The 26,984-nt window shown below is 70.7% G+C and carries 19 protein-coding genes and 1 pseudogene; 9 read left to right on the top strand and 11 right to left on the bottom strand.

What is annotated here, in order from left to right; all coding sequences use genetic code 11:
* Positions 1-21 precede the first annotated feature (21 nt).
* Complete coding sequence (locus tag WMF29_RS00060; protein WP_437326874.1) at positions 22-1,158, top strand: response regulator transcription factor; 1,137 nt, start codon at positions 22-24, stop codon at positions 1,156-1,158.
* Between the two features lie 260 nt (positions 1,159-1,418).
* Positions 1,419-4,241, top strand: a complete 2,823-nt coding sequence (locus WMF29_RS00065) for an ArnT family glycosyltransferase (protein WP_437326875.1) — start codon at positions 1,419-1,421, stop codon at positions 4,239-4,241.
* A 331-nt stretch (positions 4,242-4,572) separates the two neighbouring features.
* Here the strand turns inward: WMF29_RS00065 and cobA are convergent, their stop codons facing one another.
* The gene (gene cobA, locus WMF29_RS00070) at positions 4,573-6,237 is read right to left on the bottom strand and encodes a uroporphyrinogen-III C-methyltransferase (protein WP_437326876.1); all 1,665 of its coding nucleotides are present in this window, start codon (positions 6,235-6,237) and stop codon (positions 4,573-4,575) included.
* Between the two features lie 143 nt (positions 6,238-6,380).
* Here cobA and WMF29_RS00075 point away from each other — a divergent pair, with 143 nt between their 5' ends.
* The 3 genes from WMF29_RS00075 (at position 6,381) to WMF29_RS00085 (ending at position 8,537) form a co-directional block, all read left to right on the top strand.
* A complete protein-coding gene (locus WMF29_RS00075) occupies positions 6,381-6,758 on the top strand; it encodes a DUF4339 domain-containing protein (RefSeq protein ID WP_437326877.1) in 378 nt (125 codons plus the stop codon).
* Positions 6,759-6,974: 216 nt separating this feature from the next.
* Positions 6,975-7,958: a porphobilinogen synthase gene (gene hemB, locus WMF29_RS00080; protein ID WP_437326878.1), complete on the top strand. Its 984-nt coding sequence runs from the start codon at positions 6,975-6,977 to the stop codon at positions 7,956-7,958.
* A 3-nt stretch (positions 7,959-7,961) separates the two neighbouring features.
* Positions 7,962-8,537: a hypothetical protein gene (locus WMF29_RS00085; RefSeq protein WP_437326879.1), complete on the top strand. Its 576-nt coding sequence runs from the start codon at positions 7,962-7,964 to the stop codon at positions 8,535-8,537.
* 11 nt (positions 8,538-8,548) lie between these two features.
* Here WMF29_RS00085 and WMF29_RS00090 read toward each other — a convergent pair whose 3' ends face one another.
* The 3 genes from WMF29_RS00090 to WMF29_RS00100 are packed head-to-tail and all read right to left on the bottom strand — an operon-like array spanning position 8,549 to position 13,749.
* On the bottom strand, positions 8,549-10,474 hold the full coding sequence (locus WMF29_RS00090) for an ABC transporter ATP-binding protein (protein WP_437326880.1): 1,926 nt from the start codon (positions 10,472-10,474) through the stop codon (positions 8,549-8,551).
* Positions 10,475-10,503: 29 nt separating this feature from the next.
* Entirely contained in the window at positions 10,504-12,300 is a 1,797-nt protein-coding gene (locus WMF29_RS00095) for an ABC transporter ATP-binding protein (RefSeq protein ID WP_437326881.1), read from the bottom strand.
* Between the two features lie 27 nt (positions 12,301-12,327).
* Positions 12,328-13,749: a hypothetical protein gene (locus WMF29_RS00100; RefSeq protein ID WP_437326882.1), complete on the bottom strand. Its 1,422-nt coding sequence runs from the start codon at positions 13,747-13,749 to the stop codon at positions 12,328-12,330.
* A 367-nt stretch (positions 13,750-14,116) separates the two neighbouring features.
* Here WMF29_RS00100 and WMF29_RS00105 point away from each other — a divergent pair.
* Both WMF29_RS00105 and WMF29_RS00110 read left to right on the top strand, forming a co-directional pair.
* Positions 14,117-14,257: pseudogene (locus tag WMF29_RS00105) on the top strand (zinc-ribbon domain containing protein); the annotation flags it as partial.
* A gap of 138 nt (positions 14,258-14,395) precedes the next feature.
* On the top strand, positions 14,396-14,719 hold the full coding sequence (locus WMF29_RS00110) for a CxxC-x17-CxxC domain-containing protein (RefSeq protein WP_272097947.1): 324 nt from the start codon (positions 14,396-14,398) through the stop codon (positions 14,717-14,719).
* 245 nt (positions 14,720-14,964) lie between these two features.
* Here the strand turns inward: WMF29_RS00110 and WMF29_RS00115 are convergent, their stop codons facing one another.
* The 3 genes from WMF29_RS00115 to WMF29_RS00125 form a co-directional block, all read right to left on the bottom strand.
* Positions 14,965-16,851, bottom strand: coding sequence for a serine/threonine-protein kinase (locus WMF29_RS00115; protein ID WP_437326883.1), 1,887 nt, complete (start codon positions 16,849-16,851; stop codon positions 14,965-14,967).
* Between the two features lie 182 nt (positions 16,852-17,033).
* Positions 17,034-17,888 (bottom strand): HAD family hydrolase, encoded by an 855-nt coding sequence (locus WMF29_RS00120; protein ID WP_437326884.1) that lies wholly within the window; start codon positions 17,886-17,888, stop codon positions 17,034-17,036.
* Between the two features lie 10 nt (positions 17,889-17,898).
* Positions 17,899-19,098 (bottom strand): class I SAM-dependent rRNA methyltransferase, encoded by a 1,200-nt coding sequence (locus tag WMF29_RS00125; RefSeq protein ID WP_272097067.1) that lies wholly within the window; start codon positions 19,096-19,098, stop codon positions 17,899-17,901.
* 236 nt (positions 19,099-19,334) lie between these two features.
* Here WMF29_RS00125 and WMF29_RS00130 point away from each other — a divergent pair, with 236 nt between their 5' ends.
* Positions 19,335-20,246 carry an outer membrane beta-barrel protein gene (locus WMF29_RS00130; protein WP_437326885.1) on the top strand — a complete coding sequence of 304 codons (912 nt, stop codon included), beginning with the start codon at positions 19,335-19,337 and terminating at the stop codon, positions 20,244-20,246.
* 120 nt (positions 20,247-20,366) lie between these two features.
* A complete protein-coding gene (lnt, locus tag WMF29_RS00135; RefSeq protein WP_437326886.1) occupies positions 20,367-22,142 on the top strand; it encodes an apolipoprotein N-acyltransferase in 1,776 nt (591 codons plus the stop codon).
* On the opposite strand, the gene WMF29_RS00140 is transcribed toward lnt, so the two are convergent.
* The 4 genes from WMF29_RS00140 to secA all read right to left on the bottom strand — a co-directional run bounded on the left by WMF29_RS00140 (position 22,129) and on the right by secA (position 26,953).
* Positions 22,129-22,437, bottom strand: a complete 309-nt coding sequence (locus WMF29_RS00140) for an HU family DNA-binding protein (protein ID WP_272097071.1) — start codon at positions 22,435-22,437, stop codon at positions 22,129-22,131. The genes lnt and WMF29_RS00140 overlap by 14 nt on opposite strands.
* Before the next feature lie 64 nt (positions 22,438-22,501).
* Positions 22,502-23,158 carry an rRNA maturation RNase YbeY gene (gene ybeY, locus WMF29_RS00145; protein WP_437326887.1) on the bottom strand — a complete coding sequence of 219 codons (657 nt, stop codon included), beginning with the start codon at positions 23,156-23,158 and terminating at the stop codon, positions 22,502-22,504.
* On the bottom strand, positions 23,130-23,780 hold the full coding sequence (gene fsa / locus WMF29_RS00150) for a fructose-6-phosphate aldolase (RefSeq protein ID WP_437326888.1): 651 nt from the start codon (positions 23,778-23,780) through the stop codon (positions 23,130-23,132). The genes ybeY and fsa overlap by 29 nt, the downstream gene beginning before the upstream one ends.
* Before the next feature lie 137 nt (positions 23,781-23,917).
* Entirely contained in the window at positions 23,918-26,953 is a 3,036-nt protein-coding gene (gene secA, locus WMF29_RS00155) for a preprotein translocase subunit SecA (protein ID WP_437326889.1), read from the bottom strand.
* Positions 26,954-26,984 lie beyond the last annotated feature (31 nt).

Here is a 26,984-nt window from a genome sequence, read left to right on the forward strand (position 1 = left end):
AGGTCGCACCTGGGCGGCGGGGTGGACGCCGGTCGTTTCGGCGGCTTTGTCTTCCTGGCTCGGCGGAGTGGCGGGTCGGAGCGGACGCATGTACAAGCTCACCGGGGGCGCCTCGGCTCCGCCCACCAGCGTGGGACCGGGCTCTACCGGCGCGAAAAACGCACATCCGCGGGGCCCGCGGGGGCGAAATACACCGCGAATGTTGACACATCGCGCGACCGGAGCCGAAGATATCCAGAGCCGTCATCGCTTTCTCGCCATCTGAGAGGAGACCCGTTCGTGGCCAGCACCCTTCTCGCCGTAGACGACAGCGTGACCATGCGCAAAGTGCTCGAAATCACCTTTGCGGGTCAGGATTTCCGCGTCGTGACGGCGAGCAGCGCCGACGCTGCGCTGCAGAAGCTCAAGAGCGATAAACCCGACCTGGTGATCGCCGACGTCACGCTCGAGCCGAAGAACGGCTACGAGCTGTGCAAGGCGATCAAGCAGGCCTCACCGGCGACGCCCGTCCTGATCCTGTCGTCCAAGCAGAACCCGTTCGACCCCGCGAAGGGATCGGGCGCGCAAGCGGACGATCACATGGACAAGCCGTTCGACACGCAGCAGATGATCGACAAGGTCAAGAAGCTGCTGGCGTCGCGCGGCGAAGCGAAGCCCGCCGCCGCAGCGGCCCCCGCTGCCGCGGCGCCCGCGCCCGCGCGCTCTCCTGCGGCGCAGCCCGCCGCCGCGCCGCCCGCGGCCGCCGCGCAGCCGGCAGCCGCCGCGCAGCCGGCGGCAGCGAGCCCGCTCCAGCGCGCGAAGACCCTCATCTACACGCCCAACGCGCCGGCCACGAGCGCTGCGCCGGCCCAGGCCTCCGTCAAGACGGCGCCCGGTGGCCCGGCGAACGTGCCGGTCACGACGACGATGGCCTTCTCGCCGACGCCGGTGTCCGGCCTGCCGAAGACCGCGACGGGGCCCGCCGCCGTCGCCGCGACCGCCTCCGCGCAGGTCAACGGCCAGATGGCGAGCAAGCTCGAGGGCCTCGGCCTCACCTCCGAGCAGGTGGAGGCCGTGATGGCGCTGTCCCGCGACGTCGTGGAGCGCGTCGTGTGGGAGGTCGTGCCGGTGCTCGCCGAGACGATCATCAAGGAAGAGATCGCGCGCCTGACGAAGTAGGCGGCGGCCGCGGCCTGGCCGTGGCCGTCGACCCGCCCCTGTTCCTGTCGCGCCTGCGAGACGCACGAACGGGGCGGGGCGCCTTCGTGGGCGCGTGAGGCCCACCGATCCAAGTACGTAGGGGCGCTCCTTGCGCCGCGGCGGCGCTCGCGGAGCGCGCGCGTTCGGGAACGCAGCGCAGGCGCATGCGACCGCTGCTTTGCCCGGCGACCTGGAGTTGCTACGCCAGGGCCGCGCCTCGTTCCGCGGTTGGCGCAGCCATGAACGACACACACGACAAACGCAGCGGTGCGCCCGCGGACGCCCGCGACGGGACGGCCGCGGGCGATCTGGAGAGCCCCAGCGCACCTGAGCCGCGCGCGCCTTCCCCTGGCGACGGGACAGCGGGGAGCGACGGCACGGTCGGGATGGACGGCGCCGCGGCCGACGCCGAGGAGGTTCGCCTCGTGCCGCAGGGCAATCCGCTCCGCTGGCGTAGCGCTGCCGTGTCCGCCGCGGGCGCCCTCCTCACGTTCGTCGTGATGGCGCTCGCGCCCCAGCTGCGCTGGGGTGTCCCGATCGGCGCGCTCGGCGTCGTCATCGCGGCGATCGGTCTGCTCGATCTGCTCGGCACGTTCGACGATCGGCCCGAGCGCGTCGCCACGCGCGTCGGGATCCGCGACCTCCTCGGCCCGCTCGCGCTGCTCGGGGGCGGGCTCGTCGCGCTCTTCGCCCTGATCACGCTGAGCGTCGCGGGCTTCTTCTCGCCGAGCCCTCTCTCGTCGGACGGCGCGCCGACGCTGCTCTCGCTGGCGGTGCCCGCCGTCGCCGTCCCTGTCGCGTTTCTCGCGGCGGTCATCGGCGCGTTCCGGTTCGGCGAGCGCCTCGGTCCCTGCCGCGTCGACGAGGCGGGGGCTCCGCGCCCTCTCGGAAGGCGGCACGGCTTCTGGCTCGTCGCCCTCGTCACGCTGCTCTACCTGCCCATGCTCGGGAGCCACTCGCTCACCGATCCCTGGGAGACGCACTACGGCGAGGTCGCGCGCGAGATCCTCGCCAGGAACGACTGGATCTCCCTCTGGTGGGCGCAGGACGGCTGGTTCTGGTCGAAGCCGGTGCTCGACTTCTGGATGCAGGCGCTCGCGATGGCCGCGTTCGGCGTCCGCTACCGGTCGGGCGAGATGCTCTCGGCGGTCGCCGAGGGGCGCACCCCGTGGCCCGAGTGGGCCGTCAGGCTCCCCGTCTTCGCGCTGACGCTCATCGCCGTTTATCTGCTCTACAAGGCCGTCTCGCGCATCTTCAGCCGCCGCGCGGGGCTGCTCGCGGGGCTCGTCCTCGCCACGATGCCGCAGTGGTTCCTGGTCTCCCACCAGACCATGACCGACATGCCCTTCGTCGCGACGATGGCCGCGGCGATGGCGCTCCTCCTGCTCGGCATCCACACCGACGACGCCGAGGAGGCGCGCGTCTACGAGGTGGCTCTCGGCCCGCTCAAGGTGGGCCTCTCGGCCTATCACCTCGTGCTGGGGGCGATCCTCGCCTGCGCGCTGCCGCAGATCCTCTACCTGCTCTCGCGTCACGTCGAGATCGGCCTTTCGCCCTTCAGCCTCGACTTCCGCGGCGACGTCTTCAGCTCGGGCTCACCGGGCAACTGCGGTCTCCCCGGCAACGAGGCCTGCCGGTCGGTGCTGCCCGTGCTCCCTGGCCTTCAGCCTGCGCTCCAGGCGCTCGTCTGGGCGCAGACGCTCGCGATCGTCCTGTATGCCAGCTGGGGCGAGCGGCGCGTCCAGCGGCTCCTCTTCCTCGCGGCGTGGTTCTTCGCTGCCCTGTCCACGATGGCCAAGGGGCCGGCGGGCTTCGGGCTCCCGGTGCTCTGCGCGCTCGGCTACGTCGTCGTCTCCCGCCGGTACCGCGACCTGCTCAAGATGGAGATCCCCGTCGGGCTGCTCGTGCTCGCGTGCATCGCGCTGCCGTGGTTCGTGGCGATGTACGCGCGGCACGGCCAGCCGTTCACCGACAGGCTCCTGTTCCACGACATGTTCAAGCGCGCCTTCACCCACGTCCACGACACGAACGAGGGCGACGACGTGAGCTTCCGCTATTACGTGTGGCAGCTCGGCTACGCGATGTTCCCGTGGACCGGGCTCGTGCCCGCGTCGCTCGTGTGGTGGCTCAGGCGGCGCGAGGGGGCGGCGCCGGGGGAGCGCGGCTCGGCCGACGTCCGCCAGGGCGACGCCTCGGTGTTCCTGGCGATATGGTTCCTCTTCGGCTTCGCGCTGTTCTCCCTGATGCTGACGAAGTTCCATCACTACATCCTGCCGGCCGTCCCGCCGGCGGCGATGCTCACGGGGATCCTGCTCGACGACATGCTGCGCCTCGATGGCCGCGTGGGAGGGCTCGCGCGCCGCTCGAGCGGCGCCTCCTCGCCGGCGCAATCGGCGCGCTCCGCCGCGGTGGTCAGCTACGAGCGCGCGATGCTCGGCGCCATCGCGCTCGGCGCTGCGCTCCTCGTGTTCCTCGTCGGGCGCGATCTCGCGATGGTGCGCGAGGGACAGCCGAGCCAGGCCAGGCTGCTGCACCTGTTCACGTACAATTACAAGCGCCCCTGGCCGCAGTCGCTCGACTTCTCGGCGGCCCTGTGGGCCTTCACCGCCGCCGCGGCTGCCCTGTGCTTGCTGCTGATGGTCGCGCGCTGGCGGCGCCAGGTCGTCTACGCGCTCCTGGCGCTCGCCGTCGTGTTCACGGCGTGGGGCATCGACGTGTACTTCGTGCGGACGTCGCCTCACTGGGGGCAACGCGAGACGCTGCTCGCCTACGTGCGCGCGAATCAGCAGATCCCAGGGCCGCTCGTCGCTTACCAGCTGAACTGGAAGGGCGAGAACTTCTATGCCGGCAACCGGCTGGCGGCCTTCGTGTCGAGCGGAAAGAAGTTCCAGGATTACATCAATGAGCAGAAGAAGAAGGGCGTGAAGACCTTCTACTTCGTCACCGAACACGGGCGCACGGGCTCCTTGTCGAACGAGCTCGGCAGCCCTCGCATCTTCGAGAAGCTCACTTCCATCGAGCTCAACAACAAGTTCGTCGTGGTGCGAGCGACGTTCGAGTGAGCCGAACGGCACCGGAATGCGCTCATCTCACCAGCGCTGTCCGGCTGTGACGCTGTACGCCTGCTCCGGCCCCGGGGAATGCCGCTGTCGATGTTCGACGGTAATGCCCAATCAGGAGCGTCCTTGCATCTCTGTCGTCGTGGCCGCGCAGCAGCGCAAGGAGGCTCCTGCCAGGACGTCCTAAGTGCCTGGATCGACTTGAAGAAGTCGTGGGCACGCGCCCTGCTCTCACGTGGGATCGAGCGTCGCGGCGGAGACCTTCCCCCCCCAGGTCCGCTGCGACGCTCTCTTTATTTCCGCAGCTGCGCCGGCTGCACATCGTGCGACCGGCTCATCCGCTCCTGGCGCTCCCAGGGGCAGCTTGCAATGCAGTGAAATGTCGTTCCAGCGCGTCCAGGAGACCTGCTGTGGTGCTCACCTCGGCGGTCACGCCGACCCGGAGCCCCCGCTTCTCGGCGGTCGCGGTCGTGATCGGCCCGATGCTCGCGAGGAGAACGCGGTCGAGGCGCGCTGCGGCGCCCTCGCCGAGGAGATCGCAGAGGCTGTCGACGGTGCTGCTCGAGGTGAGCAGCACGACGTCGATCTCGCCCGCCGAGAGCGCCCGGAGCAGCTCTTCGCGGCGACCGGCCGACGCAGGGCGGGTCTCGTAGACAGGCACGACATCGACCTCGCAACCGGCGGCGCGGAGGCGCTCGGGGAGCACCTCGCGGGCGACCAGCGCGCGCGCGAGGAGCACGCGGACTCGAGGGGACGCCGCCCGGCGTTCGGCCAGCGCGGGGTCGGCGAGGATGGCCTCCGCGAGCTCCTCGCCGCGGAATTCCCGCGGGACGATGTCGGCGCGGACGCCGCGCGCGGCGAGCGCGGCGGCGGTCCCGACGCCGATCGCGGCGAGGCGCGCAGGGCCGAAGGCGCGCGCGTCCAGGCCGAGCCGCTCCATCTCCTTGAAGAAGCAGGCCACCCCGTTCTCGCTCGTGAAGACGACGGCGTGGTAACCGGAGAGGCCGCGCACAGCCTCGGTGACCCGCGCGGGGTCGGGGGGCGGGTGGATCTCGATGGTCGGCAGCTCCACCGCCTCGCCGCCGCGGAGGCGTACCAGCCTCGACGTCGAGCGCGCCTGGTGACGCGGCCGGGTCACGAGCACCCGCTTGCCGAAGAGCGGCTTCCGATCGAACCAGCGGAGCGTGTCGCGCAGGCCCGTGACGGCGCCGACGACGATGACCGCGGGGCTCTCGATCCCTGCCTCCTTTACGCGGCGAGGCAGCTCGTCGAGGCGGCTCGAGACGACGCGCTGGTCGGCCCGCGTGCCCCACTGGATCGCCGCCGCCGGCGTCGCGGGATCGCGGCGCCCCGGCCCCATCAGCCCCACGACCACCGCGTCGAGGGCCTGCATGCCCATCAGGACGCAGATGGTCCCGCGGACCGAGGCGAGCTCGCTCCAGTCGAAGGATCTGCCAGCCCGGGTGACGCCGCTGACGATCATCACGCTGGAGGCGATGTGCCTGTGCGTCAGCGAGATGCCGGCGTAGGCCGTCGCGCCGAGCGGAGAGCAGACGCCCGGAACCACCTCGAACGGCACCCCGGCCCGCGCGAGCGCCTCCGCCTCCTCCGAGCCGCGCCCGAAGAGGAACGGATCGCCGCCCTTCAAGCGAACGACGCTGCGGCCCGCGAGGCCGAGCGCGACGAGCTCTGCGTCGATCTCCGCCTGCTTCGCGTCCTTCACCACCCGATCGCCGCCGCGCTTGCCCACCGAGCGCACGTCGGCGCCCTCCCGCACGCGGTCGAGCAGCGCGGGGTGGACGAGCTCGTCGTGCAGCACGACGTCGGCCGTGGCGAGGAGCTCCGCGCCGCGCAGCGTGAGGAGCCCCGGATCCCCCGGGCCGGCGCCGACCAGGTACACGACGCCTGGTCTGGCCGCGCCCGGCGCGCCGTCGTTCATCGCCCCCGCGGCCGCCGCGCCGGGGCTCTCCTCGGAAGGATCGTTACGCCTCGGAAACACAGTCAAACTCCCGTCATTCTCTCGTTGATGCATGGCAGACGTTGATTGTCATAGCGATTCAGCAGTGATGTTGACCCGGTGCGTTATGCGATTAGAATCGCACCCGGTCGATTCAACGTCCGGCGGTTTCTGGAGTCCATTCGATGAGATCTGTGAAACTGGTCGAGGAGCTGCTGAGCTCGGAGCGCGGCTTTCCGGACCGATGGTACGTCACCAACGGGGAACGCTCGGTCGGGCCGGTCAAGCTCGACCAGCTCGCGCGCGGAATCGAGAGCGGAGTGGTCCCCCTCGATAGCTTTGTCCGCAATGAGGCATGGACCGTGTGGTGCCCGCTGTCCGACATTGCAACGGTCACGGTCGCCGCCACGGCGACGCCTGCGGAACAGCCGGAAGAGGGCTCGGCAGCGGATGAGGACGACGACACGCTGCCACTTTCGTCCCAGCAGACTCCCCAGCCGATGACGCCGCGTCCCGGCCCGGCGGCGCGCTCGGCCGCGCGCTCTGGAGCGGCCCACCGCTGAGCGACGGCCGCGCGCGCGGACCGCGCCCGGCGCGAGCGCCGCGCGCGGCGGGGCGAGCGCGGCCGGAAAACGGGAACGGGAAGTGGAGGGCCGTTCTCATGCTGGCGGTTTCGGGCGAACACTAACCGATTCGCAGCTCCCACGCGATCCACGGATCGCGCGCTCCTCTGGACCGGAGCGGCTCACGCGGGCGCAGGGCTGCTATGCTCCGCCGCCGTGTTCCCCACGAAGAGACCGCGCCGGCTCCGTCGCTCGCCCGCCCTCCGCGCCCTGGTGCGCGAGACGACCCTCCATCCGGGAGATTTCATCCTCCCCCTCTTCTTCAACGAGGCGCTCGACGCGCCTCGGCCGGTCGGGACGATGCCGGGCGTCTCGCAGCTTCCCGTGAGCGCCGCGGCAGCGCAGGCGCGGCTCTGCAAGGAGCTCGGCATCGGCGGGACGATCCTGTTCGGGCTCCCGCGCACCAAGGATGCGTCGGGCACGAGCGCTTACGATCCGGACGGGCCCGTGCCGCGCGCCGTGAAGGCGATGAAGGAGGCCGTGCCGGAGCTGCTCGTGATCACCGACGTGTGCGTGGACGAGTACACCGATCACGGCCACTGCGGCCTGCTCCGGGAGGACGCGTCCGGGGCGGTGGACGTCGACAACGACGCGACGCTGGAGGTGCTCGCGCGGGCGGCGGTGGTCCACGCCAAGGCGGGGGCCGACGTTGTCGCGCCGAGCGACATGATGGACGGCCGGGTCGCCGCGATCCGGCGCGCGCTCGACGCCGAGTCGCTGACGGGGACGGCGATCCTCTCCTACGCCGTGAAGTACGCGTCCGGCTTTTACGGGCCGTTCCGCGAGGCGGCCGACTGTGCGCCCAAGTTCGGCGACCGGGCGGGCTACCAGATGGACCCCGGGAACGCCCGCGAAGGCCTGCGCGAGGCGGCGCTCGACGAGGAAGAGGGGGCCGACATGCTCATGGTCAAGCCGGCGCTCGCGTACCTCGACGTCATCGCGCGCGTGCGCGAGGTGACGACGCTCCCGCTCGGCGCGTACAACGTCAGCGGCGAGTACGCGATGATCAAGGCGGCCGCGGAGCGCGGCATGATCGACGAGAAGCGCGCCGTGATCGAGCTGCTGACGTCGATCCGGCGCGCCGGGGCGGACTTCATCCTCACCTACCACGCGCTCGACGCCGCGCGCTGGCTCGGCTGAGCGATGCGGAGCCAGGGCGCAGGCGGGAACGCCGCGCAGCGCTTGAGGTGGGCCGCCGCTTGGGCGGTGGGCGCGTCGGCGGCGTTCGCGGCGGGGTGCGCGCCGAACAGGTGCGACAGGTCCGAGGAATCGAACCCGCCGATCGAGTTCGTCGAAGCCACACCGGAGGGGGGTATCTACGAGACCTCGGCGCCGGACGGCGATCTCCTCTACTTCCCGGGCGGCATGCGGTACGCGCTCAAGCATCACCTCGGCGCGCGCCCGCGGTGGTGGCAGGTGTACCTGTCGTTCGAGCGCGACGGTACGAAGAGCGGCGGGACGCTGGCGCAGGCGGCCGGCAACCAGGCCGAGGTGACCTGCGTGGACGACCAGCACCTGATCATCGTCAACGGCAGCTGCTCCGAGTACTGGCTGCGGGTGGTCGCAGGGGGCGCGATCGGCGCCGAGGACGGCGCGACCGGAGCCGCAGGAGGCGCGGCCGGCGCCGACGGCGATGGGATGGGAGCCGCCGGGGGCACCGGCGTCAGCAGGTGCTACGGCGCCGACGCCGATCCCGGCGGAGGGAGCGCGGAGCCCTAGGACCCGCGCTTCTAGGCGTTCGCCGCGGCCTGCCGGGCGAACTGCAGCCGGTACAGCTTGCTGTAGACGCCGCCCGCGGCGAGCAGGTCCTCGTGCGTGCCCTGCTCGACGACGCAGCCCTTGTGGAAGACGACGATGCGATCGACGGCGCGGATCGTCGAGAGGCGGTGCGCGATGATCAACGCGGTGCGCCCCTCCATGGCTCCCTCGAGGGCGCGCTGGAGGCGCGCCTCGGTGTCGCTGTCGACGTTGGCCGTGGCCTCGTCCAGGATGAGGAGCGGCGGGTCGCGGTAGAGCGCCCGGGCGAAGGCGATCAGCTGGCGCTCGCCAGCGCTGAAATTGCTGCCGCGCTCGAGCACGGGGGCGTCGAGCCCGCCCTCGCGTCGCTCGAAGAGGTCGAGGGCGCCGATGCGGTTCAGCGCGTTCACCACCTTGGCCCGATCGGGGATCGCGTCGCCGGCCGCGACGTTGGTGAGCACCGTGCCCGGGAACAGGAACACGTCCTGGGGGACGACGGCGAACTGGCGGCGCAGCTCGTCACGAGCGTACGCGCTGACGTCGCGGCCGAAGACCCGCACGACGCCCTCATCGACGTCGTAGAGGCGGAGCAGCAGCGACGCCACGGTGCTCTTGCCGGCGCCGGTCGCGCCGACCAGCGCGACCTTCTCGCCGCGCCTCGCCGCGATCGACACGTGCCGCAGCACGGGCACGCCTGGCTTGTAGCCGAAGCCGACGTTGTCGAGCTCGAACGCGACGCCCTCGTCCGCTGGCCTCGTCGCGCCGCCGCCGCTCGTCGCCGCCGCCGCCGTCGCGTCCTCGTCCTTGTTGTCCAGCAGCTCGAAGACGCGCTCCGCGCCGGCCATCGCGGACTGCAGCAGCGTGTACCGAGCCGAGAGATCGCGGATCGGGACGAAGAACATGTCGATGTAGGCGACGAAGGCGAACAAGGTCCCGAACGAGATCTCGTCCTTCAGGCTGTTCACGCCGGCGTACCAGAGCACCGCTGCGATGCAGACGCTCGAGACCATCTCGATGGCGGCGTCGAGCGTCGCGTCGAGCACGATCGAGCGGTTGTTCGCGTTGCGGTACGCCGCGTTGATCTCGTCGAACTCCTCGGCCGAGCGCTCCTCCCTGGCGTAGGCCTGCACGACGGCCATCCCGGACACCTGCTCGTTGAGGTACGCGTTCATCCTGGCCGTCTTCGACCGCACCTCCCGGAACGCGTCGCGCATCCGCCGCCGCGTCCAGTTGACGCCGAGGGCGACCGGGGGGACCGCCGCGAAGGCGAGCAACGACATGCGCCAGTCGAGCGACACCATCACCGCGACGATGACGAAGAGCCGGAGGAGATCGCCGAACGCGTTGAGCGCGCCGGACGCGAACATCTCGCCGATCGCGTCCACGTCGTTCGTCACGCGCGTGACGAGCCGGCCGACCGGCGTGCGATCGAAGAACCCGAGGCGGCGGGTGTGCAGGAAGCCGAAGACGCGCACGCGCAGGTCGGCCATCGCGCGCGCGCCGGCGAGCTGCATCAGGTAGAGCTGCGGGAAGGCGAGCGACTGCTCCAGGAGCATGATGCCCGTGAGCAACAGGCCGCTGCGCGTGAGGTGATCGAGCCCGCCGGGCGTGTCGAACGCGTCGAGCGCGTCGCGCATGATGAGCGGGCGCAGGAGCGCCAGCAGCGCCGTGACGACGAGCAGCGCCAGCGACACCGCGAGGTGCTTGCCCTGCGGGCGCACGAACGGCCACAGCCTCAGCAGCATGCGCGCGTCGTACGCCTCGCCGAGCCGTGTCTCCTCGTGGAACCGGCTCAGCACGTCCTCGGTGCGGCTCGCCTTCGTCGCCCCGCGGCCCTTGGCCGTCGCCGCCTGCGCCGGCCGCCGCGGGCCCGCGCCCGCCTCGCCCGCGGCCGAGACGCTGCCAGATTTCGACCGCATCGTCGGGCTGTCTCCGTGTGCCGGTTGCGTCACGAGAGCCCCACCGGCTGTGAGGGCGTCGACGCATCGAAGGTCGCGAGATCCTCTTCGAGCTGCTGCTCCTCGGCGAACGACGCGTAGATCCCGCCCGCGCGGACGAGCTCGTCGTGCGTGCCGCGCTCGACGACCCGACCCTGCTCCAGCACGACGATCGCGTCACACCGCCGCGCGGCCGCGACCCTGTGGGTGATCAGGATGACGGTCCGTCGCGCGGCCTGCCGCTCGATCGCAGCGAGGATGGCCTGCTCGGTCTTCGCGTCGACGGCGGAGAGCGGATCGTCGAGGACGAGGACGTTCGGCTCGCGCACGAGCGCGCGGGCGAGCGCGACGCGCTGGCGCTGTCCGCCGGACAGCTGCACGCCGCGCTCCCCGACCACGGTGTCGAAGCCGTCAGGCAGCGAGAGCACCTCGTTCAGCACCTCGGCCTCGGCGGCGGCCGCGCGGATCGTCTCGAACGCGGCGGGCGAGTCCGGATCGTCGAGGGAGTAGCCGATGTTGCGGGCCACGGTCGTCGAGAAGAGGAACGCATCCTGCTGCGCGTAGCCGATGCTCGCGCGCACGGTGTCGAGCGGCAGATCGCAGATGTCGACGCCGTCCAGGAGCACGGCGCCGCGCGGCGTGGGCATGAGCCTGGCGAGCAGCGTGGCGATGGTGCTCTTGCCCGAGCCGGTGCGCCCGACGATGGCGAGCGATCTGCCCGCTTCGACCTCGAAGCTCACGCCGTCGACCACCTTCCTCGCGCCGTGGGAGAACGTCAGGTCCTTGACGGAGATGGCGCCGCGGACGACATCGGGTGAGGGCATCGGGCCGCTCACGACCTCGGGGATGGCCTCGAAGATCGCCTTGAGCCGGACGTAGCCGGCGCGACCGCGCTGGACGATGGCGGCGACGAAGCCGAGGGCGAGCATCGGCCAGGTGAGCCGCAAGAGCGCCAGCCAGAAGGAGACGAAGTCCCCCCTCGTCATCTGCTGCTCCAGCACGAGCCGCCCGCCGTACCAGAAGACGATGAGCACGCCGACCGAGCTGATGGCCCCCATGAGCGGCCCCATGGAGCCGCGCAGCCTGGCGAGCGCGAGGCTCTTCTCGAGGTAGCCCTGGTTCGTGCTCGTGAACGCGGCCATCTCGGACGCCTCGAGCGCGAACGAGCGGACGACCCTGACCCCTGCGAGGCTCGCGAGGACGCGGTCGCTCATGGCGCCGATCGCCTCCTGGTTGTCGCGGGTGCGGGCGAAGAGCTTGCTCGAGAACGACCGGGTGACGAGCATCAGCGCGGGCATCGTCAGGAGCGCCGCGAGCGTGAGCCTCTTCGAGATGTGGAGCATCACGTACAGGGCGCTCGTGAACGCGAAGATCGAGCCGACGACGTTCAGCAGGCCGAAGCCGAGGAGGAGGCGAACCTGCGTCAGATCGTTCGTCGCCCGGCTCATGATGTCGCCGGTCGCCATCTTGCGGAAGAAGGACGGCCCGAGCTTGTGCAGGCGCGCGAGCAGGATCGCCCGGAGCTCGTACTCGACGTTGCGGCCCGCCGTGAAGATGGTGACCCGCGAGAACACGCGCATGATCGCGGCGCCCACGCTGACCGCGAGCATGACGAGCGCCGCCTGCGCGGCCTCGCTCGACTGCGCCTTCACGGCGGCGTCGACGGCGTCCTTGACCAGGAAATCTCGCCTGGCCATGAGGAACTGCTGCGCAGCGAGCAGCGCCGCGCCCGTCAGGTAGAGCGGAAGCTTGTTGCGGAACTGTGCGCCGAGGCCGACAGGGTAGGTTGATGGATCGCGCTTGACCATTGCGTGGGGGGGGCTGCGCGGCGGCGCTCAGCGCGCCTTGCGCGGCGTCGGTGCGAGCGGCTTGCGGTGCGACGTCGAGAGCGCGGGCCGATCTCTTCCATCGACCACGAGCTCGAGATCGTCGAGCTCGAGCCTCGTCGAGAGCAGGCCGAGCAGGACGCGCGCGCCTCCGCGCCCGTCGAGCTCGCTCACCACGCCGATCTTGTCGCCGAACGGGCCTCGTCGCACGCGGACCCGGCTGCCCTTCTCCAGCACGCCGCCCTTCGCGGGATCCGGGCCGACCTTCGCTGCAGCGTCTGGCTCGCCGGACGGACCCCGCTGCGCTCGCGGCGCGTGATCGGCCGAGGGCTTCTGCGGAGCCTCGACCTTCGCTTGCTGCTCCGCTTCGCCCTGCGGCGCTCGCCGGGCGGGGGTGACGCCCTCGCCGACGCGCTTCAGCGAGGGCCGCGGCTCTCCGCCGCGGCCAGCGCCAGCGCCAGCGTTGTTCGGCGACTTGAACAGCGTCGCCAGGGTCGGTCGGCGGGCGGGCAGGGCGGCCTCGACGCGCTCGTCGCCGCGCGCTCGCGCCTGCTCCATCGAGCGCTCTCGCGCTCTGGCCTGCTCGGAGCGCCATCGCTCGTTCTCGGCCTCGATCTCGGCGTGGGCGCGCGCCCGCTCCTGCTCGATGCCCTCGAGCTTGCGGTCGAGCGCGATGCGGTCGTTCTCGCGCGACCACGCGACGAGCCGGTAGATCGGGGCGAGCGCGACGAGCGCGTCCTCGAGCTGCTCGTCGAGGATGTCGGCGTGCTCGACCGCCGTCTCGCGCGGGACCGCCCAGCCGATCCAGAGCGGCACCTGGCCGTCGGCGGCGCGGCGGAGCATCTCGGCGATCGCGTCCGGGGTGGCCGCGCTGCAGGCCACGCGATCGCCGCCGGCGGCGCCGAACGAGAACTGCTCCGGGAGCGCGTGGAGCGCGCTCGTGAGCTCCGCGGAGAGCGGCGAGGCCGGCGCGCCCGTCGCCTCCTCGGTCGCCGAGAGGCGAGCCCGGAGGTTGTCGACGTCCACCTTCGCGTCCGGGTGGACCGCGAAGCACACCTGCACCTCGCTCTCCGAGATGCGCAGCGCGAGGAACGCGTGCCGCGTGAAGGGGCTCGGATCGTCGATCGCGTCGGAGATCGAGCGGCCGCGGTCGAGGAGGCGATCGAGCTCGTCGCGCGCCGCCTGATCGCGCCAGAAGAAGACCCACTGGCAGTCGGCCCGGTGCTTGTTGCGGATCGAGGGGTGCTCGTCCGAGCCATGGACGTCGACCGAGATGCCGAGCTCGGCGAGCCGGGCGACGACGCCGCGCGCCCAGGCGAGCGCGCGCTGCTTCACCTCGAGGCGGGGGCGTGAGTAGGCCTTCGAGGTCGCTTTTTCGGCGGCGTACGCGTCGAAGTCACGAGCGGTGAGGTGCAGGGAGGGATGGCTCATTGCTTCGACTGGTTGCGATGCGCGGCGTGGGCAGATGCGGCTCGTGGTCCGTCACGGGAGGAGCTGCGCTCCTCGTGAAAGTCGCGCGGATGGTATCGTGAGGAGCTTCGAAATCAAAGCTCCGCGCCGCGCGATCGATCCTGGCGTTGCGTGGAGGCGGCACGCTTGACCGCCCTGACAAGCATGTCACCGTAGGCACTCCCGTGCCCCATCAAGAGGGCGATCCCACCGATATCACGTAAAACCCCGCGTAAATCGCGCTTCTCCAGCGCAGCGGGGCAGCTCCGGGCGCTCCAGTCACCCGAGTCATCCGAGTCACCCGAGCCCGTGAGCCTGCGAGGCCCGTCGGCCTGACGAAAGAGGAATCATGGAACAGCATCGAGACGAGCACATTGTCTGCGCGAGCTGCGGCACGTCGTTCCTATTCTCGGCTGCGGAAGCTGCCGTCTACGCCGAACGGAAGCTCGCGGCTCCGCCCAAGCGGTGTCGGACTTGCCGCCGTGCGCGCAAGGACAATCGAGGGGAGAGCGGATCGCCGGCTCGCGCAGCGGAGCGCCAGCGCCCTGGTCCGGCCCGTGGCGCCGGGGGGCATCGCGGCCTGGCGCGCGGCGACGGCCAGCCTCGGAAGCCCCGCTACACGGGCGACGTGAACGAGTACCGCAGCCCGATGCAGGACGCGTACTCGGGGCTGACGCCCACCTGGGCGGTGCCGAGCCACTACCCGAATCGGCCGCGCGGCGGCGCGCCCTTCCGAGATGATGGCAACTACCGCGCCCCCTCGTTCGCCGGTGAGCGCCGCGCTGCTGCGCCGAGCCGCGGCCCGGCGCAGCAGCCTCGCGCGCCGCGCACTCGTCCGACGTTCTCGATCACCTGCAAGTCGTGCGGCTCCGAGGGCGAGGTCCCGTTCAAGCCGGTCGAGGGCCGCGACGTGTTCTGTCAGGCGTGCTACCGCGCGCGCAAGCCTTCCTGAGAGACGCCTCCAGCGACGCGCAGCCATCGCGCTGCGGCACATCCCCGCGCGCCGGCCGCTCCTCGTGCGGCCGGCGCGGCGCGGCCGCTCCTCGTGCGGCCGGCGCGGCGCGGCCGCGAAGCGGACGCCGGGGTGCGGAGCGGGGCGGAGCCCCGAGGAAACGAGGCCAGGGCCGCCAGCGCGAGGTCGCCGCGGAGCGGCGCCGAAGTCCGGCCATCTCTGGCCGGACTCCGGGCGGGCGGAGCCTAGAGGCTGATCTCGCAGGCGAGCTCGGAGGTGAAGCCCAGCTCTCCGAGCGTGATCGTGACCTTCACGCCGCCGCCGGACGCGCGTCGCGCTGTCTCCTCGACCATCCCCACGACCCACAGCCGGAGCGGCAGCGAAGCAGGGTCGAAGTCGCCGATGTGGAGCGTGACCCGCCCGGTCGGGCCAGTCGCCACGCGCCACGAGCCGAACGTGAAGAGCCGCGACCAGATCGAGGTCCCGCGGCGCATGAGCGACGCGATGTCGGTCAGCGGGCGGGCGAACAGCGTGCGCACGAGGCTGTGCAGCTCGCCGCCGACGCCGAGCCTGCCGATGTCGCGCCAGCGCTCGAGATCGCGCAGGACCAGCGATGTCGCGAGCTCCATGTAGGCGTCGAGCGCCTCGAGCTCGTACCCGACGAGCGCGTTGATCGAGTCGTGCTTGAAGTCGTCGGCGTAGCGAAGCGGCATCTGCGAGACGACCTCGTCGCGCGCGCTCCTCCCGTACTCGTCGACGATGGTGCGATCCACGCTCCGCAGCACCGGGCCGCGCACCTGGTACTGCCCAGCGAAGCGCGCCGGCAGCGGTCGGACCGGGGTGACGTTGGGCCGCCGCGTGTCGCGTGTCCGGTTCATCAGGGAGCCGAAGTCCGCGCTGCGGACGGTCGGCTCGGCCCGGAGGCCGAGATCGGCGCTGCGCACCGTGGGCAGCGACTCGCCGCGCTGCGAGAGCATCGTGGGCTCCGAGCCGCGGCTCCGCAGCGCGTTCGAGAGCGTCACGCCGGGCGCGGGCTTCGCTGGCTCGGAGGACGGCCGCATCCCGGGCGGCGCCTCGGTGACGCGCCCGCCCGGCACGATCGACGGCGAGATGCGCATCGGCGGCGGGGGGTTCACGTCGAACCCCGGGCGCGATCGATCGCGCGAGGACGAGAGGCGATCGCGCTCGTTCTCCGGGGCGTTCCCCAGGCTCAGGGCCATCCGCCGCTGCACGTTGATCAGCCTGCCGAGCGCCGTCGTCCTTCGGGGCGGATCAGGCGCGACGCGCTCGAGCTCGCGGACGACGTCGCCGGCCGTCTGGAACCGCTTCGCGGGATCCTTTTGCAAGAGCCGCTGCACGATCGCCTCGAGCCGCGGGTCGACGGTCACGCCCGCCGAGGCGAGCGTGGGCACCTCGGCGTGCACGACGCGGAACGCCGTCGCCACGGCGGTCGGCGCGCGGAACGGCCGCGTGCCCGTGAGCACCTCGTAGAGCAGCACGCCCACCGAGAAGAGATCGCTCCGACCGTCGAGCGGCGACTCGCCCGTGGCCTGCTCGGGCGAGAGATAGTCGGGCGTCCCGAACACGACGCCCGTGCGCGTCCGCGGCGAGGGACCGTCGGAGTCGAGCACCTTGGCGATGCCGAAGTCGAGCAGGCGGACGACGGCCGAGCCGCGGCTCGGATCGAAGGCGATGAAGATGTTCTCGGGCTTGAGATCGCGGTGGATGATCCCCGCGCGGTGCGCGGCGTCGAGCGCCTCGAGCACCGGGATCGCGACGCCGACGGCGGCCTCCATGTCGAGGCGACCGAAGCGCGCGAGCGCCATGCCGAGCGACTCGCCGTCGAGGTGCTCCATCACGATGTACGGACCGAGCTCGCCGACGCCGGCGTCGATCACGTCGACGATGTTCGGGTGGCGGATCCGATTGACCGCCTGCGCTTCCTGGAAGAACCGGTGGGAGAGCTCCGAGTTGTCCGCCAGCTCGGGGTGGAGGAATTTGATCGCAACGGCGCGACCTGCGAGCACGTGCTCCGCCCGGAACACGTCCCCCATGCCGCCCCCGCCGATGCGCTCCGCGAGGCGGTACTTGTTGTCGACGAGGAGGCCGGGGGTCGGGGGTCGAAACGCCATCTGCTGCCGCTGGCGGGCGAGGGACCAACGTCATGGTCCCCGAGAACACGCGTCCCTGTAAAGGGTTGGGAGGCACGCCCCTCCCGAAAGCCGATCCTATTCCGTCGGTGCGTGCTGCGGCTAGGTTACCTGCGTCAGGTGTGGGGCGGATCGCAGCGCGAAGGGACTTGCGCGCGGCAAGATCACGGTTCGGGTGCATTCTTCCGCAGTTCGGCGATCTTCTGGGCGATCTCCCCGAACCCGCGGCCCATGGGAAGGGACGCCACGAACTGCGGGGGCACGGACAGCTTGCCGAGGTGGGCGCGCACGTTGGCCACCCCGAAGGTCAGCACGAATGCGGCGAAGGCGACGCCGTCGTTGCCGCTGTCGCCGACGAACGCGTAGCGGTGCCGCGCCCGGGTGGGGTCCTCACCGAACCGAGCGGCGAGCAGGCGCACAATCCCCGTGGCCTTGTCGGACGGGTCGCGCGTGAGGTGGAGGTGGACGCTCGAGAGCAGCGTCCTCACCCCCCGCTCGCGCAGCTCGGCGCGCATCTTCTGCACGTCCTCGGGCGGGACATGCCGATGCTCCCCGATGTCGATGGTAACGTCGGTCACCCTCTGGTCGTTGTCGTCCGCGAGCGCCGCCGCCGGAAAACGACGCACGATGTCATTGGCGAGCCCGACGAGCTCGGCCCGACGGGCTCTCCGCGCTTCGCGGTCCAGGTCGTCGAGCGTGACGACGCGGCTTGCGCCGGCGCGCTGGGCGTGCCCTTCCCGATGGCCGGAGACCTCGCTTTCCTGCTCACGGACCAGCGCGACGGCTCCGTTTTCGACGATCGTCGCGTCGATCGGCCACTGCCGCTGGAGCACCTCGCCCCAGCCGGCGGGCCTGCCGGTGCAGGCGATCAGCGCGAGCCCCGTCTCGCGTAGACGGAAGAGCGCTGCGTACGCCGCCTCGGTGAGGGCGCCGTGATCCAGCACGGTGTCGTCGAGATCGAAGATCACCCCGGCGAGGGCGCGCGCGGCGTCGGGAGGCACAAGGGAGAGCGGCTTCATCGGGCGAGCGTCAGAGGGCGTCGATGCGCGCGATGAGGCTCTTCAGGTAGAGCCCCTCGGGGAAGGCGGCGGGGACGGGGTGATCCCCTCCCTGGAAGTGCCGGTCGAACACCGCGGCCTGCATGCGCGCGTCGCGCGCGCCGAGCGCGAGCACCCGGGTCAGATCGTCGAGGCTCACGGCGCTGGAGCAGGAGCAGAGCACGAGGACGCCGCCCGGGCGCGTGGCGCGGCACGCCCCGGCCGCGAGGCGCCGGTACGCCGTGAGCGCCGTGTCCTTGGAGGCGCGCGTGCCTGCGAGCTTCGGGGGGTCGCAGATGACGAGATCGTAGCCCTCCTGCCTCGACGCGTTCTGCAGCGCCTTGCGGGCGTCGTCGCGCGTGAACTTGATCCGGTCGAGCAGCCCGTTCTCCCGCGCGCACTCCGCGCCGACCTCGATCGCCGTCGCGCTCTCGTCGATCGCGAGGACCTCGCTCGCCCCGCCGCGGGCCGCCGCCATGGCGAACGTGCCGACGAAGCAGAACGCGTCGAGCACGCGCCGGTTGTGGGCGAGCTGCTCGACGCGGGTCCGCAGCGTCCGCTGGTCCAGGTAGAACCCGGTCTTGTGGCCGAGCGCGAGCGGGATCGTGTACCGCAGCCCTCGCTCGACGAACCGGAGCTGATCGAGCCCGGGATCGCCGCGCACCACGCCCGCGTCGGCGGTGAACCCCTCGAGCTTCGCGAGGGATTCCGGGGTCCTGTCCACGATCGCGCGGGGCGAGAGCGCCGCCTGGAGTGCGTCGAAGATCACCCCTTCGCGGCGCTTGATCCCGATCGTCCCGAGCTGCACGACCACCACGTCGCCGAACAGATCGACGATGAGCCCGGGCAGGCCGTCCCCCTCGGCGTGGATCAGCCGGAAGGCGTCGGTCTCGTGGCCAGGCGCCCGCGCGGGCAGGCCGAGCTCGCGGCGGTGCGCGATGGCGCGCTCGATCCGGTGCCGGAACAGGGCCGCGTCGATCGGCCTGTCCTCGCGCGTGTACATGCGCACCGGGATGGCCGAGCGCGGGGTGTAGAGCCCGCGCCCGAGCACGCTGCCGTAGGGGTCGGTGACGACGACCTCGTCCCCGGCCACCGCGCCGCCCTCGATGCGCGCGACCGCCTGAGCGAACACCCAGGGATGCCCCGACCACACCGGCCGAACATGACCCTGCTTCAACGTAACCGTAGGCATGATGGAATCCGATCGGTCTCGATGTTGGCAGGGTTCCCGACGGGGGCGACCGCGCCGTGACGTCTGCCGTGGGAGCTAGTACCCTGCGGAACGGCGCGCGTGTGAACCTTCCGCCACAGCGCGCCGTGGCGGCCGATGCACGCCGGCGTGCTGCGTGGCCATGGTGACGACGATCCCGCAAGATGGTCGATGGCATCCCGGTTGCTAACTTCCCTGCACCGAAGAGGAGTCGCCCGATGCGCCGTTGCTTGACCCATGCCCTTGTTGCGGTGGCGATGACCGCGCCGATGAGCGCGTTCGCGCAGGAGGACAGCAACTGTCCTCCCGGCGCGTGGTTCTGCGAGGACGTGGAGCCGCCTCGCGATCCCGCCGCAGAACCTCCGCCCGCCGCTCCTGCCGAGGCCGCGCCTGCCGAGGCGCCGCCGCCCCCGCCGCCGGCCAGAGGAGCCCGTCCCGCCCCGCCGGTCGTCGTCTACGAGACCTCGCCGTCGGGCCCGCCTCCTCAGGTGATCGTCGTGACGCCTGGGGCGGCCCCTCCGCCGCGCGTGATCGTGCGCCGCGTGGCGCCCCCGGCGCCACCTCCGCCGGTGAAGCGGCGCTGGCGGCGCCACTGGGGGATCAACCTCCGCATGGAGGGTGTCATGCTGGGGCGCGAGCACGGCGGCGCGGAGGACGCTGGCATGGGAGGCGTCGGGATCAGCCTTCGCTACCGGCCCGTCCCGGCGTTTGCGATCGATGCAGGCGCCGACTTCCTCGCGGGCACGGACTACAACGGCGACCAGCGGACCGAGGTGCCGCTCTCGCTGAGCGGGATGCTGTTCGTCAACCCGCGCAGCCGCACCCAGTTCTACTTCATGGGCGGCCTGAACATCGCGCACGCCGAGGTCGATCGCTCCTCGAGCGAGGCCGCAGCCGGCAGCACCGAGTTCGTTCCCAATACAGAGTACGACTACTTCGGTGCGCACGGCGGCATCGGCCTCGAGTTCCGGCTTTCCCCTCGCATCGCCTTGAACGTCGATGCGCTCGGCTTCGTGCGCAGCCGTACGGACGATGGGCTCGTTCCCGAGTTCACGGATCCAGACACCGGCCGCACGACCAACACATCGGGCGGCGGGCTCTTCCGCGGCGGGCTCAGCATCTACTGGTGAGCGGCTCGTCATAGCCTCCTGTCCGCCCTGACCGTGCGGTGCGCGCGTCCGTCCTGCTCTCGGCCAGGCTGTCGTCGCGGTCGCGGTCCGGACCGTCTCCACGCGGTATAACGCCGCATCGTGCCCCAGGCCTCGATCATGCGCGCGCTCCGTGGCCGCGCCCCGCTGTTCCTTTCGCTCGCTGGCGGCGCGACGTTCGCCCTCACGGCGCCGCCCACGGATCTGGTCCCCGCCGTCATCGTTGGCCTCGCCCTGCTGGCGGCCGCCGTCCACGACGCCCCGACGGTCTGGCGCGCCTTCGGGCGCGGCGCTGTGTGGGGAACGGCGGCGGGCATCGTGGGCCTGCGCTTCGTGCCAGAGGTCATCCAGCGGTTCACACCTCTAGGCGCGGCCGCCTCGTACCTCGCGCTGGTGCTGCTCGCGGCCGCCCAGTCGCTTGTCTGGGCGGTCTGCGGCGGCATCACGAGCGCGCTCATCCGGCGGCTGCGCGCTCCCCTCGAGCTCGCGTTCGCGACCGGCGTGTTCGCCGCCGTGGCCATCCCGACCGTCTTCGGCTGGACTCCTGCCGGTCTCATGAGCCCCTGGCCGGCGCTCGTGCAGCTCGCCGACCTCATCGGCGAGCGGGGCGTCTCCGTGCTGTTCGCCGTCGGGGCGGCCCTGCTCGCCCGCGCCGGTCTGGCCGCCTCGGGGAGGGCGCCGGGCGGGCGGCCGCTCGAGAGCGCGCTCGCTCAGGAATCGCGGCCCGTCCGCCTTCAGCTGCCCCGAGCGATCCTCTACCCGGCGCTCTCGAGCGTCGCGCTGTTCGGGTCGCTCGCGATCCACGGTGCGCTGCGGATGGCCGCGGTCGAGCGCGCCAGCGCCGGCCTGCCGACGGCGCGGGTCGCGCTCGTCAACCAGGCCGTCGGGCCGCATGAGCGCTGGCAGGCGAAGAACCACCCGCGGATCCTGCGGACCCTGCACGAGCTCACCCGGGAAGCCGAGGCCGGCGGCGCCGAGCTCACCCTCTGGCCCGAGGCGGCGTATCCTTATCCCCTCTCGCACAGCGCCCGGCAGGCGCCGCGCGGCGGTCGAGCGATCCTGGGGCCCGACATCCGCGGCCCCATCCTCGCGGGGCTCATCACCCAGGCGCCGCCCGTGAAGGCCGCCGACGGCGTCGAGGAACGGAACAGCTTCAACTCCGCGACCCTCGTGCTCCCTGATGGGAGCATGCAGCCGACGCAGGACAAGCTGCAGCTGCTCTGGTTCGGCGAGACGGTCCCGGGCGGCGCATACCTGCCCTGGCTGCGGCGCATCTTCCAGAAGAGCGGCGGGCTCATCCCGGGCGCGGAGCCGCGCGCCCTCACGTTGCCCCGAGAGCACGGGCCCGCGCTCCGGATCGGGGTGCTCAACTGTTACGAGGACACGCTCACCGGGGTGGGGCGGCGGATCACCGGGACGCTCGCCCCGAACCTCCTCGTCAACATCACGAACGACGCCTGGTTCACCGGGAGCGCCGAGCCCGAACTGCACGCGAGGCTCGCGGTCATGCGTGCCATCGAGCTGCGCCGCGATCTCGTGCGCGCCGTGAACCTCGGCGTCGTATCGTGGATCGACGCCCGAGGCGTGGTGCGCAGCCGCGACGAGAGCGCTGCGCCGGGGGTGACCTTTGCGACCCCCTCGATCAGGGACACGCCGCTGACGCTCTACACCCGGCTGGGCGACACCCCGATGGCGACGCTGCTCGCCCTCGCGAGCGTCGGCTGCGCGCTCCGGGCGCGACGCTCCACAGCGAAGGCCCTACGACGAGCCCGGGGCGTCAGCTCGGGGGCGCGACCGCCTGCGGGGCCCCCGGAGCTCGCGCCGCCCGATGCGGCGACGCAAGCTGCGGCCACGGACGCGCCGCTCAGCCGTCCTTGAGCGCCTTGACGGGCGCCGCGCGGAGCTTGCGGCTCGCCGGCTTGCCCTTGATGGTCATCGGCTGCTTCGTGAACGGATTGACGCCTTCCCGGTCCTGCGTGGCCGGGATCTCCTTCGCCTTGATCTTCACGAGGCCCGGAACCGTGACCTCGCCCGGCCCCTCCGGACCGAGCTCTTTCTTCACCAGCTCGCCGAGCGCATCGAGCACGCTGGCCACGGACTTCTTGTCGAGGTGGGTGGCCTCGGCAAGACCGACGATCATCTGCGCCTTGGTCAGCTTGTTCGAACCGGGCATGTCTCCTCCAAGTCGAAAGGGGGCGTCCGTTTAACAAGCGAGGTTTCGCATCGCAAGCGATAAGTCATCGCGCCCCCGTCTTCTTTGGCGTCGCGTTTGGCGTCGCGGTGCTGCGATGTGGTTTGATTACAGTGTTACTGTTGTTTCGAGACGCCGCCGCGACCTCGAGCTCCCGGGTCAAATCCGTCATTTCCCGCTCTTCTGCGTCGGTTTTGTGGTCATAGCCGAGCAGGTGGAGCAGGCCGTGCCCGAGCAGCATCGTGATCTCGTCGAGCAGCGGGCGCTCGCGCTCTGCGGCCTGCCGCGCGGCCGTGTCGATCGAGACGATCACGTCGCCGAGAAGACCGCGCCACACCGACGGATCCACGGGACCCCGCCGGCCGCGCCTGCGCGAGTTGGCTCCGTTCTGGTCGAGCAGCGGGAAGGCGAGGACGTCGGTCGGCTTGTCCTTGCGCCGGTAGCTGCGGTTGAGCTCGTGGATGGCCTCATCGTTCACCAGGGCGACGGAGAGCTCCACGCCCTGCAACGCGAGGTGGGCGAGCATCTTGCTCGCCCGCCGGCGCACGACCGCTGTCGACACCCCCTTGAAGGGCCCTCCCTGCGTCGTGACGGACACGACCGCGGGGGCCGCCGGGCGGCTCCCGCGGCGCTTCGTCCCCGAGCTCTCCTTGCGTTTCTCGGCCACGGGATCGCTATACCAGCTCGGGGATCTTCTTCGCATCTGCCAAGAACTGCGCGAGCCCGACGTCGGTGAGCGGGTGCTTGATCAGCTGCTTGATGACCTTGAGCGGCATCGTCGCGGCGTGCGAGCCGATCATGGCGGCCTGCACGAAGTGGACGGGGTGCCGTACGCTCGCGGTGAGCACCTGCGTCGAGAAGCCGTAGTTCCTGAAGATGGTCACGACCTGCAGGACGAGATCCATCCCGTCTCCCGCGGCGTCGTCGACGCGCCCGACGAACGGCGACACGAACGTGGCCCCAGCCTTGGCCGCGAGCAGCGCCTGGGCGGCCGAGAAGCAGAGGGTCACGTTCGTCTTGATGCCCTCGGAAGCGAAGATGCGGGCGGCCTTGAGCCCCTCGTCGATGAGCGGCACCTTGACCACCACGTTCCGGTGAATCTTCGCGAGCTCGCGACCCTCGCGGAGGATCGCGTCCTTCTCGACCGCCACCACCTCGGCCGAGACGGGGCCGTCGACCACCTCGCAGATCTCGGCGATCGCCCGCTTCGTCGGCTTGCCGGCCTTGGCGAGGAGCGACGGGTTGGTCGTGACGCCGTCGATGACCCCCATCGACTGCGCTTCCCTGATTTCCGCGATATCCCCTGAATCGATGAACACCTTCATGATGCTGCCTCCAGGAACCGATGGATCGGCCCTCAGGCGGTGTTCATGCGGGGGTGAGATGCCGAGGAGCAAGGGCCTGGCAGGGGCCCTCGCTGCCTCGTTCTAGCTATCAGGCGGAGCGGGCAGGTGGCGCCGGCTCAGGCCGTCGCCTCGTCCTCGACGCCATGGCACTTGTTGAACGGCTGGCCGCTGCCGCAGGGGCACTCCTGCTCCTGCATGACGGCAGGCTGCGGGAGCGCCGGGGCAGGGTTCGCGCCGATCGGGAGGGACTCGTCGTGCTGCGCGACCGCGTCGAGCAGCGCCGCGGCGTGCCGCTCGCGATCCGCAGCCTCGATCTGCGCCTCTTCCTGCTCGGCGCGCCTGACGTTCACGCTGAAGAGCTTCGTGACCACGTTCGAGGAGACGCGGGCCACCATGTTGACGAACATGTTGTAGCCCTCCTTTTTGTACTCCTGCTTCGGGTCCTTTTGCCCGTAGCCGCGCAGACCGATGCCGTCGCGGAGGTGGTCCATGTCGGTCAGGTGGTCGACCCAGGCCTTGTCGAGCTCCTCCAGGTAGAGGTGGCGGAAGATGCGCAGCGACAGCTCGACGCCGATCTCCTCCTCGCGCTTCTCGTACGCCTTCTCGGCGCGGTCGTAGAGCTCCCGCGCCAGCGTCTCCTGGTCGCCGATGTGCGCGATGTCGTCCGGCAGCTCGACGCCGAAGTGCTCGCGGAAGCCCTGGAAGATGCCGCCCCAGTCCCAGTCCTCCGGCGGCTTGCGGGCCGGGCACGACTCCTCGACCATCGCGCCGATGATCCGGTCCATCAGATCGAGCAGCCGCTCGCGCTGCTCGGTGAGCGCCAGGGGCATGAGCTCCGAGCACTCGTCGTAGATCTCGAGGACCTTGTCGGCGCGCGACTCGAGCTCGAGCTTCACGCCCCAGCGCGTGTAGATCTCGCGCTGCATGTTCTCGAGCTCGACGAACCGCTCCGTCTTCTCGAAGTCCTTTCGCACGATCTCGCGCCGGTTGCCGTCCGCGTCGAGCGGCATCACCGGGTCGTTCGCGAACATGCCGAGCAGGTAGCCGACGTCCGGCCGGACCAGCTCCACGATGGACGCGAGCGGCTTGATCGTCCGCTTCTCGCCCGTCGGCTTCCCCTCCTCGTCGATGATCTCGGGAGAGTAACGGCCGACGAGCAGCGACTGGCGCATGTCGTAGATCGTCTTGCGCTGCGCGCTCATCACGTCGTCGTACTCGAGCAGGTTCTTGCGGATGTCGAAGTTGCGCTCCTCGACCTTCTTCTGCGCGTTCTCGACGCTCTTCGTCACCCACGGGTGCTCGATGGGCTCGTCGTCGGGCATGCCCATCCGCTCCATCAGGTTCTTCACCCGATCCCCGGCGAAGATGCGCATGAGATCGTCCTCGAGGGACAGGTAGAACTTCGACGTCCCGGGGTCGCCCTGGCGGCCGGCGCGGCCGCGCAGCTGGTTGTCGATGCGGCGCGACTCGTGCCGCTCGGTGCCCAGGATGTACAGCCCGCCGATCTCGCGCACCTCGTCGCCCTCGGCGGAGCACTCCTTCTTGATCTCGTCGACCAGGGCCTCGAACGCCTCGGGCTCCGCCTCGGCCTGGCGGTTCTGCTCCTTGAACTTGAGCTTGGCGAGCATCTCCGCGTTGCCGCCCAGGATGATGTCCGTCCCGCGACCCGCCATGTTGGTCGAGACCGTGATGGCCCCTTTGCGGCCCGCCTGCGCGACCACGTAGGCCTCGTTCTCGTGGTGCTTCGCGTTCAGCACGTTGTGCTTCACGCCCCGCTTCGTCAGGATCCGGCTGATCGCGGTGCTCTTCTCGACGCTCGTCGTGCCCACCAGGATCGGCTGGCCGAGCTCGTGCTTCTCGAGGATCTCGTTGATGACCGCCGTGAACTTCTCCTTCTCGGTCTTGTAGACGAGATCCTCGTAGTCTTTGCGGACCACCGGCTTGTTCGTGGGGATGATGACGCAGTCGAGCTTGTACGTGCTGTGGAACTCCGCCGCTTCGGTGTCCGCGGTGCCGGTCATCCCGGAGAGCTTCTTGTACAGCCGGAAGAGGTTCTGGAAGGTGATCGTCGCCATCGTCCGGCTCTCCTCCTGGATCCGGACGTTCTCCTTCGCCTCGACGGCCTGATGCAGGCCGTCCGACCACCGGCGCCCCGCGAGGACGCGGCCGGTGAACTCATCGATGATGAGCACCTTGCCGTCGCGTACCATGTAGTTGACGTCGCGCTTGTAGAGCGTGTGCGCGCGCAAGCACTGGTTCAGGATGTGCAGCGTCTCGAGGTTCACCGGATCATAGAGGTTCGTGCCCTTGAGCACCTGGAGCGAGGCGAGCAGCCGCTCTGCCGTCTCCACGCCCTCGTCGGTCAGCGTCACCGAGTGCGCCTTCTCGTCGACGGCGTAATGCTCCTCGTTCCGGAGCTGCGGGATCACCTCGTTGATCGTGCGGTACTTGTCGCTCGAGCGCTCCCCCTGCCCGCTGATGATGAGCGGAGTCCTCGCCTCGTCGATGAGGATGGAGTCGACCTCGTCGACGATCGCATAGTGCAGCGGGCGCTGCGCGTACTCGAGCGCCGAGAACTTCATGTTGTCGCGCAGGTAGTCGAAGCCGAACTCGTTGTTCTGGCCGTACGTGATGTCGCAGCGGTACGCGTCGCGCTTCTCGGCGTCGCCCTGCTGGTTGACGACCACGCCCGTCGACAGGCCGAGGAAGCCGTACAGCTTGCCCATCCACTCGGCGTCGCGCCGCGCCAGGTAATCGTTCACCGTGACGACGTGGACGCCCTTGCCCTCGAGGGCGTTCAGATAGCAGGGGAGCGTCGCGACCAGCGTCTTGCCCTCGCCGGTGCGCATCTCGGCGATGCAGCCGTTGTGGAGCACCATGCCGCCGATGAGCTGCACATCGTAATGGCGCATCTTGAGCGCGCGCTTCGACGCCTCGCGACAGACCGCGAACGCCGGGACCAGGATGTCGTCCAGCGTCGCCCCGTTGGCGAGCTTCTCCTTGAACTCCGCCGTCTTTGCTCGGAGCTGGGCGTCCGAGAGCTTCTGCAGCTCCGGCTCCATCCTGCCGATCGCCTCGACCCGGGGTCGCATGCGGCGGATGGCACGCTCGTGCGAGGTGCCGAAAATCTTCTTCATCGCCCAAGTGAACATCTTTACGTGCCTTGGCTCCGCGGCGGTCAGG

It is taken from the genome of Sorangium sp. So ce381, assembly GCF_051473845.1.
GTDB lineage: Bacteria > Myxococcota_A > Polyangia > Polyangiales > Polyangiaceae > Sorangium > Sorangium atrum.